Annotated in this window: 12 protein-coding genes; 10 read left to right on the top strand and 2 right to left on the bottom strand. The window is 47.9% G+C overall.

From position 1 onward, the window contains the following. Window positions 1-113 precede the first annotated feature (113 nt). From uppS to rnhB, 10 genes are all read left to right on the top strand, one after another. Entirely contained in the window at window positions 114-857 is a 744-nt protein-coding gene (gene uppS / locus AKL11_RS17285) for a polyprenyl diphosphate synthase (protein ID WP_067519841.1), read from the top strand. Next, window positions 851-1,654, top strand: a complete 804-nt coding sequence (locus AKL11_RS17280; protein WP_067519840.1) for a phosphatidate cytidylyltransferase — start codon at window positions 851-853, stop codon at window positions 1,652-1,654. Before uppS ends, AKL11_RS17280 begins: the two co-directional genes overlap by 7 nt. 4 nt (window positions 1,655-1,658) lie before the next feature. Then, window positions 1,659-2,861, top strand: coding sequence for a 1-deoxy-D-xylulose-5-phosphate reductoisomerase (gene ispC, locus AKL11_RS17275; RefSeq protein WP_067519839.1), 1,203 nt, complete (start codon window positions 1,659-1,661; stop codon window positions 2,859-2,861). Between the two features lie 2 nt (window positions 2,862-2,863). Beyond that, window positions 2,864-4,264 carry a sigma E protease regulator RseP gene (rseP, locus tag AKL11_RS17270; RefSeq protein ID WP_253705248.1) on the top strand — a complete coding sequence of 467 codons (1,401 nt, stop codon included), beginning with the start codon at window positions 2,864-2,866 and terminating at the stop codon, window positions 4,262-4,264. Between the two features lie 117 nt (window positions 4,265-4,381). Continuing rightward, a complete protein-coding gene (gene bamA, locus AKL11_RS17265) occupies window positions 4,382-6,703 on the top strand; it encodes an outer membrane protein assembly factor BamA (protein ID WP_067519837.1) in 2,322 nt (773 codons plus the stop codon). Between the two features lie 302 nt (window positions 6,704-7,005). Beyond that, window positions 7,006-7,515, top strand: a complete 510-nt coding sequence (locus tag AKL11_RS17260) for an OmpH/Skp family outer membrane protein (protein WP_067519835.1) — start codon at window positions 7,006-7,008, stop codon at window positions 7,513-7,515. A gap of 20 nt (window positions 7,516-7,535) precedes the next feature. Then, a complete protein-coding gene (lpxD, locus tag AKL11_RS17255; RefSeq protein ID WP_067519833.1) occupies window positions 7,536-8,552 on the top strand; it encodes a UDP-3-O-(3-hydroxymyristoyl)glucosamine N-acyltransferase in 1,017 nt (338 codons plus the stop codon). 258 nt (window positions 8,553-8,810) lie between these two features. Next, window positions 8,811-9,593: an acyl-ACP--UDP-N-acetylglucosamine O-acyltransferase gene (gene lpxA / locus AKL11_RS17250; RefSeq protein ID WP_216636823.1), complete on the top strand. Its 783-nt coding sequence runs from the start codon at window positions 8,811-8,813 to the stop codon at window positions 9,591-9,593. After that, window positions 9,593-10,762, top strand: coding sequence for a lipid-A-disaccharide synthase (gene lpxB / locus AKL11_RS17245; protein ID WP_067519831.1), 1,170 nt, complete (start codon window positions 9,593-9,595; stop codon window positions 10,760-10,762). Before lpxA ends, lpxB begins: the two co-directional genes overlap by 1 nt. A 314-nt stretch (window positions 10,763-11,076) precedes the next feature. Further along, window positions 11,077-11,694 (top strand): ribonuclease HII, encoded by a 618-nt coding sequence (gene rnhB / locus AKL11_RS17240; RefSeq protein WP_067519829.1) that lies wholly within the window; start codon window positions 11,077-11,079, stop codon window positions 11,692-11,694. Here the strand turns inward: rnhB and AKL11_RS17235 are convergent. Then, the gene (locus AKL11_RS17235; protein ID WP_067519828.1) at window positions 11,657-12,418 is read right to left on the bottom strand and encodes a hypothetical protein; all 762 of its coding nucleotides are present in this window, start codon (window positions 12,416-12,418) and stop codon (window positions 11,657-11,659) included. The two genes, rnhB and AKL11_RS17235, sit on opposite strands and share 38 nt — an antisense overlap. A 35-nt stretch (window positions 12,419-12,453) precedes the next feature. Continuing rightward, window positions 12,454-13,416, bottom strand: a complete 963-nt coding sequence (locus tag AKL11_RS17230) for an SET domain-containing protein-lysine N-methyltransferase (RefSeq protein ID WP_067519827.1) — start codon at window positions 13,414-13,416, stop codon at window positions 12,454-12,456. Window positions 13,417-13,694 lie beyond the last annotated feature (278 nt).

The following is a 13,694-nucleotide window of genomic DNA, read 5'->3' as shown; positions in this document are numbered from 1 at the left end:
TTGCTGGCTCCTTCAAGGTTGAAAGTTACACTTATTGAACCTGCCCATTGTCAGATCTTTTATTCATGGCCAACTCCTCATCTCAGTCAAGCAGTCATAATCAGGATTCTCTTATGGAGAGTCTGCCAGAGAACCTGCCTCGCCATGTCGCAATAATTCTTGATGGTAACAATCGCTGGGCCAAAAAGAACAACCTGCCCGGGCTTTCCGGTCACCGCGCTGGTGTTGAGCGGGTACGTGAAGTGGTTGAGGCCTGTGGCGATTTTGGCGTTGAAGTGCTGACGCTGTTTGCGTTTAGCAGTGAGAACTGGAATCGACCTGCTATTGAAGTGAATGGCCTTATGCGCCTGTTTTTGCGAGCGCTGAAAAAAGAGACTGGCAAGCTTAAAAAGAACCGGATTCGCCTGAAAGTGATTGGTGATACTTCCCGGTTCAGCAGGGATATTCAAAAGTACATTCGTGAAGCCGAAGCGTCCACCGCGGAAGATTATGCAGTCACTCTGGTGATTGCAGCAAACTACGGCGGTATGTGGGATATTACTCAGGCATCCAAACAGGTTGCGGAAAAAGTATCCCGCGGGGAGTTGCGGCCGGAAGATATCACTGAGTCTGTACTGGAGAGTCATCTCAGTACGGCGGGGCTTCCAGTGCCAGATCTGTTAATCAGAACCAGTGGCGAACAACGAATCAGTAACTTTTTGCTCTGGCAGTGTGCCTATAGCGAATTTTATTTTACCGAAACTTTATGGCCGGATTTTGGGCGGGATGCATTTCGACAGGCATTGTCGAATTATTCCTGCCGACAGCGACGATTTGGCAAAACCAGCGAGCAGGTGGAGGCTGAAACTGCGTGCTGAAACAAAGAATTATAACTGCCTTGATATTAGCGCCGCTGGCTCTGGCAGGAGTGTTTCTCCTGCCATTAACCGGATTTGCATTATTTATCGGCTTGATCATTATGATAGGCGCCTGGGAGTGGGCAAATCTCTCTGGCTTTGAGTGTAAACTGCCCCGATTGCTTTATGCTTTCGCTATTGGTGCCTTATGCGCAGCCTCTATTTATATGCCAACCAATTGGATGCTTGCTATTGCCGGTGTGTGGTGGCTGGTGTCACTGATGTTGGTAAAGGGTTATCCGAAAAGCAAAGTCTGTCTTAAAAATCGCTACATTCGTTTGGTTATGGGTGTATTGACTCTGGTTCCTGCGTGGTTCTCGCTTTATATCATGAAGCAGATGGGTGATGCCTCCATGCAGATTGCAACGGTGCTTGTGATCGTCTGGGCGGCGGATTGTGGGGCGTATTTTGCCGGCAAACGATTTGGTCGGACAAAATTGATTGAGCGTGTCAGCCCCAAAAAAACCCTGGAAGGATTAGTTGGAGGTCTGCTCTTGGCTGTGCTTTTGGCTGCTGTTGCGATTATGGTAGGCCGAAATGGATTGGATCGAGGCGTATTCTTTTTATTGACGACCATCGCCACCGTTTTGTTCTCGGTGCTTGGTGATCTTTGGGAAAGTGTCCTGAAGCGCGAACGGGGAGTGAAAGATAGTGGTAGTCTTCTTCCCGGGCATGGGGGCGTGATGGATCGAATTGACAGTCTCACCGCCGCAGTCCCGATTTACTTACTGACAGTTTTGGTTTTCAGAGGAATATAACTGAATGACGTCAGCTTCTATTCAGCAGGTGTGCGTGCTGGGCTCTACCGGGTCTATTGGCAAAAGCACTCTGAATGTTATTGCCCGTAACCCGGATCGTTATCAGGTGCATTCACTGGTTGCTGGTCAGAATAGTGATGTGATGCTCGAGCAGATTCGGCAGTTTCGCCCTCAACGGGTGGTGATGGCGGATGCTGATGCTGCAAAAAAAATACAGAGTGTGTTGACGCAAGAAGGCATAAAGTTGGCCTTGGATATTGGTGTGGAAGCTATGTGCAGTGCAGCTTCTGATGCCGATGTTGATGTGGTGATGGCGGCCATTGTTGGCGCTGCGGGGTTGGCGCCAACCATGGCAGCAGTCAACGCAGGAAAGAAAATCCTTCTGGCCAATAAAGAAGCGCTGGTCATGACCGGTGCTTTGTTTATGGATGCAGTGAAAGCATCGGGCTCTGTTTTGTTGCCTATTGATAGTGAGCATAATGCGATTTTTCAGTGTCTTCCGGGCAATTATCAACAGGGGCTTGAGGTTACCGGTGTCCGGCGCATATTGTTAACGGCGTCTGGTGGGCCATTCCGCAACGCACCCGTGGAAAGCTACGCGCAGATTACCCCAGAGCAAGCGTGTGCACATCCGAACTGGAGCATGGGACGTAAAATTTCCGTGGATTCCGCCACCATGATGAATAAAGGCCTTGAGTTTATCGAAGCCTGCTGGCTGTTTGATGCAAGGCCTGATCAGGTGGAAGTAGTGATTCACCCTCAAAGTGTGATTCACTCCATGGTGGACTATATTGACGGCTCCGTACTGGCTCAAATGGGCAATCCTGATATGCGAACCCCCATTGCTCATGCGCTGGCATGGCCAGAAAGGATTCCTTCCGGTGTGGCGCCTTTGTCATTGATGGAGGTGGCTCGTCTGGACTTTCAAGTGCCTGATATGAATCGCTATCGTTGTCTGAAACTGGCTCAGGATGTGGCAGTCAGCGGTGGAACTGCAGCGGCTATGATGAACGCCGCTAATGAAGTGGCCGTGGGCGCCTTTTTAAATCGCAAACTGCGTTTTGATCGCATTCCTGATGTTATTGATGCAACGCTTCAGACATTATCGGTAGTGAGTGCTACCGAATTGGAACTGGTGTTGGAAGCGGATAAAGAAGCTCGTGATCTGGCACAGAAACAAGTATCTCAATTGCAGGGTGTTGCGTAACTATGGAAATGCTGTTGGCGCAAGTGGGAAGCTCCGTTCAAACTATTTTTGCCTTTGTGATTACACTGGGTATTCTGGTGAGTATTCATGAGTTTGGTCATTTTTGGGTAGCGCGCCGATGCGGTGTGAAGGTGCTACGTTTTTCTGTCGGTTTTGGTAAGTCGCTTTGGAGTCGAACCGATCGACAGGGTACTGAATATTCCATTGCCCTGATTCCTCTGGGCGGCTATGTAAAAATGCTGGACGAGCGCGAAGGTCCGGTTTCCGATGAAGAAAAACACCTGTCGTTTAATAGTCAGCCCGTTCTTTCGCGAATTGCGATTGTGGCTGCGGGGCCTATTGCGAATTTTCTACTGGCAATAGTGGCTCTCTGGTTGATGTATCTGGTGGGTGTTCGCACGTTAATGCCTCAGGTGGGCGAGGTGTTGCCAGAATCCCCCGCCGCGGTTGCGGGTATTTTACCCGGTGATGAAATTGTTGCAGTGGATGGCGTGGAGACGCCGGGCTGGCAGTCTGTCAATATGGAACTGCTGGGCAGTCTTGGCGAAACTGGTTCGGTTACCTTTGCTGTGCAGCCGGGCGTGCCTGGGGAGGTGGCGTCTGATAGCCCGGTTCGCGATAAAACGGTTCAGATTTCCCGCTGGCTGGTAGGTGAAGAGCAGCCAGACCCCATTCGTTCTCTTGGTATTATTCCTTTTTCCCCTGAAATTCCTGCGGTGATCGGCCAGGTCGCTGAAGAGGGTGCGGCCCATCGAGATGGCCTGTTATCCGGTGATACCGTTCTTGAAGCCAACGGCGAACCGGTTTTCGACTGGATGCATTTTGTCGAGATTATTCGTGCCAACCCAGAGACACTTGTTCAACTGGACGTTCTTCGTGACGGAGCCCCGGTCGCTCTTGATTTGATCCCTGGTAGTCGAGAAGTGGAGGGTGTTAAGACCGGGTACATTGGTGCCGGTGTTGCCGGGGTCAGTTGGCCTGAAGCCATGATTCGTCATCTTCAATATGGCCCTGTGGATGCTTTGGTAAAAGGTGCAGAAGCCACCTGGTCGCTGACAAGTATGACACTGGAGTCCATCTGGAAGATGATTAAAGGGCTGGTTTCAGTGAAAAACTTGAGTGGTCCGATAACCATTGCTAAAGTGGCTGGCGCGTCCTTTGAATCAGGGCTTGAGAATTTTCTCTATTTTCTGGCCATGTTGAGTGTCAGCCTTGGCGTATTAAATCTACTTCCTATACCGGTGCTGGATGGTGGTCATCTACTGTTTTATCTGGTGGAGCTGGTAAGAGGCAAACCGCTTTCAGAGCAGGCTCAAACTTTTGGTATAAAAGTGGGTGTGACTCTGGTGGCCGGCGTCATGATGCTGGCCATGTATAACGACTTGAGTCGTTTGTTTCAGTAGTCTTAACAGGCTTAATTATGGATGGAGAAGCATTGTCTTCTCTGCGACTAGCGAAGAACGTTGAAGTATTATGTTTTTCACGTTAATGCACAATGAACACGGATAAGAACGGATTCCATGAAGCGATCACTGTTGTCTCTGCTGATTGGCTCACTAGCCATGGCGCCTGGCGCCAACGCCTTTGTCGTCTCAGATATCCGGATTGATGGCCTTCAGCGGGTTTCAGCCGGAACAGTTTTTAATGCTCTGCCTATGGAGGTTGGAGACGATATTCAATCGCCTGAAATAGCCGGAGCAACTCGAGCTCTGTACCAGACAGGCTACTTTAATGATATTCGTATGTCCCGGGATGGCAATGTGCTGGTGGTTGCGGTGGTTGAGCGGCCTTCGATCAGCGCTATTGATATCAAAGGCAACAAAGCCATAAAAACAGAAGACCTGATGAAAGGTCTTGAACGTTCGGGCTTGGCTGAAGGTGAAATCTTTCAGCAGGCAACCCTTGAAGGTATTCGTCTGGAGCTTGAGCGTCAGTACGTTGCTCAGGGTCGTTATGGCGCAAGTATTACAGCGAATGTGGAGCCACAGCCCCGTAATCGTGTAAAACTCGGTATTGATGTGAAGGAAGGCAAGGTTGCCACGATTCAACATATGAATATTGTGGGCAATAACGCTTTTCCAAAAGAAGAACTGCTGGAGTTGTTTGAGCTTCAAACGGCTGAGTGGTATCAGTTCTTTACCTCTGCTGATAAATATTCCCGTGAAAAACTTTCTGGTGATTTGGAGCGGTTAAGGTCCTGGTATCTGGATCGCGGCTATATTAATTTCAATATTACGTCTACTCAGGTTTCCATCAGCCCGGATAAGCAAAGCGTTTATATCACCACCAATATTGATGAAGGTGATAAATACACGATCAGTGACGTTAAATTGGCTGGTGATCTGGTAATTCCGGAAGCGGAAGCTGAAAAACTGCTGTTGGCGAGAAAGGATCAGGTGTTCTCTCGTAAGTTGATCACCACCACGGAAGAAATTCTCAGCCGTCGATTGGGGAATGAAGGGTATACATTTGCCAACATCACTGGTATTCCAAAACCCGATCACGATAATCAAACGGTTGAGTTGACGTTCTTTGTTGATCCGGGTCGTCGTGCTTACGTCCGTCGGATAAACTTCTCCGGTAATACCAAGACGGATGACGAAGTACTGCGCCGTGAAATGCGTCAGATGGAAGGTGCGTCCGCCAGTACCCATAAAATTGAGCAGTCCAAGGTGCGTCTTGAGCGTCTGGGTTACTTCAAAGAAGTCAACGTAGAAACGCCACCGGTACCTGGAACCAATGACCAGATCGACGTTAACTACACCGTCGAAGAGCAGCCTTCTGGCAGTGTGACCGCCAGTGTGGGTTTCTCGCAATCCGATGGTTTGCTGTTGGGTGGCTCTGTCAGCCAAAGTAACTTCCTGGGTTCCGGTAACAAAGTCAGCGTTGGTCTGAACAAGAGTGATGTCAGCCAACTCTATAACTTCAGCTTCATGGATCCGTACTACACCATCGATGGTGTTTCCCGTGGGTTTGACGTGTATTACAGAACCTATGACTACAGCGATACGGATATTTCAAGCTACGCTGCGGACACCTTCGGCGGGAATGTTCGATATGGTTACCCGCTGTCTGAAACGGAATCCGTCAGTTTTAGTCTGGGTGTTGATGGTACTGAGATTTCAACAGGCTCAGGTACGCCAAAAGTCATTACAGAGTATCTTGATGAAGAAGGTAAAAAGTTTACCAACATCAAAACATCGTTAGCCTGGTCTCAGTCCGAATTGAACCGTGGCCTGTTGCCTACGGCGGGGCACTCTCAGAGCCTGTCGTTGTCTGCTGCTGCTCCGGGCTCCACGACCACGTTCTACAAACTGGTTTATAAGGGGCAGTATTTTCAGCCGATTACCCGCAGCCTGACTGCGCGTTTCGCAGCCCGTCTGGGTTATGGTGATGCTTATGGCAGCACATCTGAAATTCCGTTCTTTGAAAATTTCTATGCCGGTGGCTTTGGTTCTGTCCGGGGTTTTAAAGATAACTCTCTCGGGCCAAAAGCACCTCAGAACGATAATGCCGGGGATCTGAACAGCATCGGTGGTAATGTTCTGGTGGAAGGTACTTTTGAAGTGCTCTTCCCATTACCTTTTGTGAAAGATCAGCGTTCCTTGCGAACCAGTGTTTTCTTTGATTACGGTAATGTGTTTGATACTTCCTGTAGTACCACTGCCGACCTTAAAGATTGTACTAAGCCTAAGTTAAACGAGCTGCGCTATAGCGGTGGTTTGGGTCTTACCTGGATTACACCACTGGGTCCGTTGACGTTTAGTTTGGCTAAAGCGCTGAACTCCAAAGGCGAGGATGAAACTCAGACGTTCCAGTTCTCTTTGGGAACACCGTTCTGATATTAGTGTTTTAACTGATTTAAAAGGTGCCAAACGGCACCTTTTCTTTATAGAATGGCCTTTTTGCCGATATTTGCAGGTCCTTAATTGCAATGTTGTCACTGCTTAAGTACCCGATCATATGAAATCGAATATTTCTGGCTTAGTGGTTGGCTAATGTGCAAGGCACATCGGAGTGAGCATAGCCGTAGCTATGTGATCGTAGATGTAACAAAGCACAGTGGCTAACCAATGAGTCAGAAAATATGATTTCATATGGTTGGGTACTTATTGGTACAGATTACTTAAATCACAGGAGAGATATGTTGAAATCCATCAGACTGGCTATTCTTGCCCTGATTATGCTTGCACCCTTTGCCAGTGCAGTTGAAGCTGCACAGATTGGCGTATTGAACCAAGCGGCGGTGTTGAGCGAATCCAATGCGGGAAAACGTTATGCAAAAGCATCCGAAGCTAAATTCAAACCGCAGATTGATAGTATTGAGAAGCTCAGAACCGAGCTGAGAACCATGGAAGAAAAGCTGCGCAAAGATGGCCAGACGCTCAGTGAAGAACAGTTGAAAATTCGTCAGTTGGAAATGCGCCGTAAGGTTGAAGATCTTCAATTGAAAGATCGTCAACTGAGGGCAGAAAAGTCTGAAGCTGATAATGTTGAAATGCAGAAGCTTATCCCTATGATTCAGTCTGCCATTGACCAGGTAGTTAAAGCCAAGAAACTGGATCTCGTAGTGGATCGTCAGGCTGCTATCTATGTTAGCCCGAGTATTGATATAACCCGAGATGTTGTTGACACCCTGAACCAAATGAAGTGATGTTCCATGAGTGATGTTCCATGAGTAATGTATACGTTCTGGCAGAACTGGCTGAGTATTGTGGAGCCCAGGTGAAAGGAGATCGTGATACAGCGATCTCTGGCCTGAATACCCTTCAGGATGCCCGCAGTCATGAATTAAGTTTTCTTGCCAATCCAGCCTATGCCAGATATCTGGAAACGACCCAGGCTGGTGCTGTTATCCTTAGTCCAAAGATTGCAGAAGATTATTCAGGGAATGCTCTGATCCTTGATAACCCTTATCTTGGTTATGCAAGGCTGTCTTCCTTGTTTGATACCGATCGTGGGCTTGAATCAGGCGTTCATCCAAGTGCAGTGGTTGATGGCAGTGCTCAGATAGACGACAGTGCAGCTATTGGTGCCAATGTCGTTATTGAAGCGAACGTTCACATTGCAGCGGGTGCGCGTATTGATGCGGGCACGGTGATTGGGCACGACTCGGTCATTGGTGAAAATGTTCGATTGCATCGAAATGTCACGATCTGCCATGGTGTCTCCATTGGTGCTCGCTCCATTATCCATTCTGGCGCAGTGATTGGCGGCGATGGTTTTGGCAATGCGCACTCTGATGGTAAGTGGCACAAAATCTCACAGATTGGCGGCGTGGTTATTGGTTGCGATGTCGAAATTGGCAATAACACCTGCATTGACCGTGGTGCTCTGGGTAATACTGAAATTCACGACGGCGCTCGTTTGGATAACCTGATTCAGATTGCTCACAATGTGGTGATTGGTGAGAACACAGCAATTGCTGCCAGTGTCGGCATATCTGGCAGTACCCGAATTGGTAAAAGCTGCACTATCGCCGGTGCGGCAGGCTTTTCCGGTCATTTAACCATCGCTGATAACACCTTTATCAGTGGTATGGCAATGATTACCAACTCCATTAAAACCCCGGGGTCTTATTCTTCCGGTACCGGTTTTATGGAGAGTCGGGAATGGCGGAAAAATGTGGTTCGGTTCAGACAACTGGACAACCTTGCCAAGCGTTTAAAGAAACTCGAACGAAACACCTGACTGATGGAAGTACCTTCAAAAATGGAAAAGGCTGTTGTGCAGCCTTTTCCATTTTTGCCGGTCAAACTTTTCCGGTCATTCTTTGCCTGAAAAGCCTAGTTTGATGATGGTAGTTTGATGATGGTAGTTTGATGATAGTATTGTCTGTTCTGAAAAAGTTATGTGTGCAAGAAAGGAAATAGCGTCTTGAGTGACACACTGTCCAAAGAATATGAAGTGGTTGACCGTATAGAAGCGGTTGACCTTACGACGGTGGATATTCATCCAACGGCAAATGTCCATCCCCAGGCCATCGTTGAGCCGGGTGCCCGTATTGGTGAACGGGTTGAAATTGGTCCATGGACCTTTATTGGTGCCGATGTCGAAATCGGAGCGGATACCCGCGTTCATTCCCATGTTGTCATTAATGGTAAAACGACGATAGGCCGAGAGAATCGGATTTATCAGTTTGCCAGTGTTGGCGAAGAGAATCAGGACAAAAAATACGCAGGTGAACCAACCCGACTGGTGATTGGTGACAACAATATCATCCGCGAAGGTTGTACTATTCACCGTGGCACCGTTCAAGATAACTGGTTAACGGCCATCGGTAACAATAATCTGCTGATGGCTTACGTTCATGTTGCTCACGATTGTGTCATTGGTGACAACTGTGTGATTGCCAACAATGTTGCCCTCGCAGGCCATGTGATTGTCGGTAACAGTGTCATTATCGGTGGTTATACGACGGTTCATCAATTTTGTCAGATTGGCAATTACAGTATGAGCGCGGCGAATACGGCGTTGTTTAAAGATGTACCCGCTTTTGTCATGACCAGTGGCAACCCGGCTGCCGCCCATGGTATGAACTTCGAAGGCATGCGTCGTCGCGGCTACAGTCAGGAATTGATTGGTAAACTCCGTCAGTGCTACAAAATTATTTACCGTCAAGGCCTCAGAACCACAGAAGCGATTGAGCGCCTTGAAGCCATAGAGCCCGTGCCGGAAATCCTATTGTTGATTGATTCTCTTAAAGCATCTACCCGTGGAATTACCCGTTAATGATCAATGCTGGCATCTCACGGAAGACATTAAAGCGTGTTGCCATCGTTGCCGGTGAAGCCTCTGGTGATTTGCTGGGGGCAGGGCTGGTACGAGAAATAAAACAGCACTATCCTGATGTAGAATGCTACGGCATTGGTGGTCCGTTGATGCAGGCGGAGGGATTTAACACACTTTTTCCCATGGAAAAGCTGTCCGTTATGGGGCTTGTGGAAGTGTTGGGTCGCCTTCGTGAGTTACTGGGCATCCGTCGTGATTTACGGGATCGGTTCATCGCGGATCAACCGGATGTTTTTATTGGTATCGATGCACCAGACTTTAATCTGGCGCTTGAGCGAAAGCTCAAATCAGCGGGTATTCCAACCGTTCATTACGTAAGCCCGCAGGTATGGGCATGGCGTGAGAGTCGATTAAAGAAGATTAAGAGCGGTGTTGATCACATGTTGGCACTGCTGCCCTTCGAAGTAGATTATTATCGTAAGCACGATGTGCCTGTTACTTTTGTCGGCCATCCACTGGCTGATCAAATTCCTATGAATCCTGATCAGGATGCTGCCCGAAAGGCGCTTGGCATTAGTGATAATGTCCAGCCAGTGATCGGCCTTTTACCCGGAAGTCGCAGCGGTGAAGTGTCTCGACTGGGTTCATTGTTTCTGGATACGGCGCGTTTACTTCGCAAAGAATACCCGGATGCCCGGTTTCTGATCCCCTGTGCCAATGAACGACGGAAGCAGCAGATTCTGCCCATGGTGGCACAATACCCTGATTTGGATGTGACGGTCTATGATGGTCAGGCGCAAGCGGTGATGACGGCGGCGGATGCGATCCTGATTGCCTCAGGCACCGCGGTGCTTGAAGCGGCTCTGCATAAAAAACCACTGGTGGTGAGTTATAAAATGGCACCATTGAGTTTTGCAATCATCAGCCGGCTGGTAAAGGTGAAGTATGTGGCTTTGCCGAACCTGTTGGCCGACAGAGAGTTAATTCCTGAGTTGCTTCAGGATAATGCGACCGCAGAAAACCTCTGTGAAGCGATGGTTAAGGCGTTGAATGATTCGTCCTATCGAGAGTCATTGCAGCGTGATTTCTCTCAGATTCATACACAGCTGAAACAGGATGCCAGTAAGCTGGCTTTTGAAGGCGTGATGTCGGTGATTTCTGAGCGTTGAGTAGGATCAGTTCTCGTTACCATACTCTGAGGTTGTCCAAAACTCTCAACCACCTCGTTCCCATGCTCCAGCGTGGGAATGCATACCCCAAACATCAGGGTGTCCGGCTCCCACGCAAAGCGAGCTGTCGCGAAAGCTCTGGTTCCCAAGCTTTGCGTGTGAATCCATACTTCTAACCCTTTGAAAATTTAAGGGTGGTATGCATTCCTACGCAGAGCATGGGAGCGAGATGTTTGGAATTTTGCGACAGCCTCAAGGCATTGGGACGAGATGTTGGTGTTTTTTCGACAGCCTCATAAATGGAATAAATAGCCATGAAACAGCATCAGTTTGACCTGCTCAGCCATGAACAGGAGCCCGGTTTGATTATTGCCGGTGTTGATGAAGTAGGGCGGGGTCCGTTGTGCGGGCCAGTGATTACAGCTGCCGTCATTCTTGACCCAGCTCGCCCGATTCCCGGCCTTAATGATTCCAAAAAGCTGTCTGAGAAAAAGCGCGATGAGCTGTTCGATTTGATCTGTCGTGATGCGCTGTCCTGGTCATTGGGTAGAGCTGAAGTGGCTGAAATTGACGAGCTAAACATACTCCATGCCACCATGCTTGCTATGCAAAGGGCAGTGGAAGGTTTAAGCGTAACACCTGATTTGGCTTATATCGATGGCAATCGTTGTCCAAAACTGACTTGTCGTGCAGAGGCTGTAGTGAAAGGCGACAGTCGTGTAGCTGAGATCGCTGCCGCTTCCATTGTTGCTAAAGTCACTCGGGATCGGGAAATGGCTGTTCTTGATAAAGAGTGGCCCGGTTATGGTATTGCAGGACACAAAGGCTACCCAACCAAAGTTCATATGGACGCACTCAAGAAATTGGGGGCTACGCCCATTCACCGGCGGTCTTTCAAGCCGGTGCGGGAAGCGCTTGAGCTTGTTGATTAGCAAGCTTTCTCCTTTCAGCCAGGGTGTCGTGCGCTTCTTTTAATTGTATTTGTAACGTTTTCAAATTGACCCGCTGCTGATAAATATTGGCAACCAGAATGATTGCCATAACAGGCATTGTGTAAAATGCAGCGATAAACATTCTGCTACCAAACGAGAGACAGTTGCTGGATAGTGCGACACAGGTTGTGGCAAGTAATGTGGTCGCTGCCAGAGTTGAAACTATAGATATAACACCGACTTTTACTAAATCTTCCGTTTCTAGATTAAGGCCAGGCAGGTTATCGGGGTATTCATTAGCAAAACCAAGCAGTGTTCCAATGGCAAGCCCGGGTATTGCTGTATCGACTACACCTCGAAGAACGGCATTGATCCAGGCTGACCCTTCAACGACTGCGATGCCTTTTGCCAAATAAAACTCAGGGTTAAACATCCAGGTCAAGTGCCCATGGACAACCCCATAAACGATGGTTCCCAAAATACCGACAATGGCCAGTTTGGTTGTGCCGCTTATTTCGCCAGAGCCTTCCAGCTTTTCAATTTTTTGATTGATGCGTTCTATTTCATAAAGAATGTCTTCTTCTTGAGCAGTGGGTCGCTGGGCAGAAGATAATGTAGAGGGTTGCTCAAATGCTTTTTGACTAGGCTCATCTGCAGACAGTGTTGAAATAAAACTCCCCGATAGGATGAATATAAATAAGACGTATAAGGAGAATTTGTTCATTTCTACAACTCTTGTTTACGCTGGTATGAAAAGGTTTACTTCCAGTATTGCCTGCCGTAGTCAATTAATAGCTCGGAGTCTTGCTTAATCGACGCAGTACTGGTGATAAAAACATAGGGCCAGTTCCTATAGACGACGATAACAAAGCAACAGTTGTCCTTATAAGACGGATCAGACTCAACATAGGTGGTGTTGGCATTTATACAAATGGTGATATTTCCATGGGCGTATCCACACAGATTAATCTGTATACCGTTCATTGAGCAGTCTACTGAATAGCGGACAACGTTGGTGCCGTGTCGATTTCGCTCGCTGAGAAGGTCATTACCCACACAGTACATACCACCGTAGGGTGCAATGATGCTGAATGGAGGGATATCTCTGGCTGCCATAACGCCACACTGGCCGTACAGCTTTTTTCGAGGGTCTGATGCGGGAATAAGAAAAGAAATCATGTATTGATCCAGCGTGCTCTTTCTTTGCTCGCTGTTGAGCGATAGCCAGTACTCAATATGAGACTCCCAGAAGTCCGATGAAAGAAACGTATGCTTTTTATCGTGTTGTGATAGATACGTTTTGAGGTTTTCTGGAAGGTGCACGCTGGTAGTTGAGGGATATCTTGCTAATGACTGCTGTAGAATCCGAGCATTGTTCTCAAAAACGGCAATGGGGGATCGATTATCCCAATAATTGATGACCGATGGCTGGTTCAAGGCATTTTTATTACGTTTTCTCCGGTGAATGGCCTGCTTCTTTATCAGACGATTTTGTAAAAATGGCTGAATCGTCAAAACGTTAAGAAGGGGAGGTTTCTCGGAGACTGTTTTTTTTCTTTGGAATAAGTCGGTTTGCTCTAGAGAAGGCTTATTTTTATTGGCTGCTGGTATCCGTTGTTGGCCTTCATAGGCCGCTGGTTTTTTACGTCCGTAGGTTTCCACAGATAGGCAGCGGTCAATCGATGAGTGCTGAGCATTAATGAGCTGGGATAGAGGTAGCATGGCCTAAGTGCAACTATTCATTATTAGCGACTTTGTTAGCGACTATTTATTGTTAATAGATCCAAAGTATTTAAAAGTAGAAGTCTCTTCCAATATGAAATGAGCCTGAACGGAGCCCTTGTTTCCAAAATGAAATGAGCCTGTGATTTCTGATCTTTCGTCCAAAATTACTGGATGAAAATCATAATGGACACACGGCTCATCAAATCGCTCCAGCAGGTGGAGGAGCTGCTTCAGGCTACACCGCAGATACAGCCTGGTTGGAAGTCAAAAGACGA

It is taken from the genome of Endozoicomonas ascidiicola, assembly GCF_001646945.1.
Lineage (GTDB): Bacteria > Pseudomonadota > Gammaproteobacteria > Pseudomonadales > Endozoicomonadaceae > Endozoicomonas > Endozoicomonas ascidiicola.
Note: the sequence above shows the minus strand (reverse complement) of the source record. Positions and strands in the feature narration are given on the sequence as shown.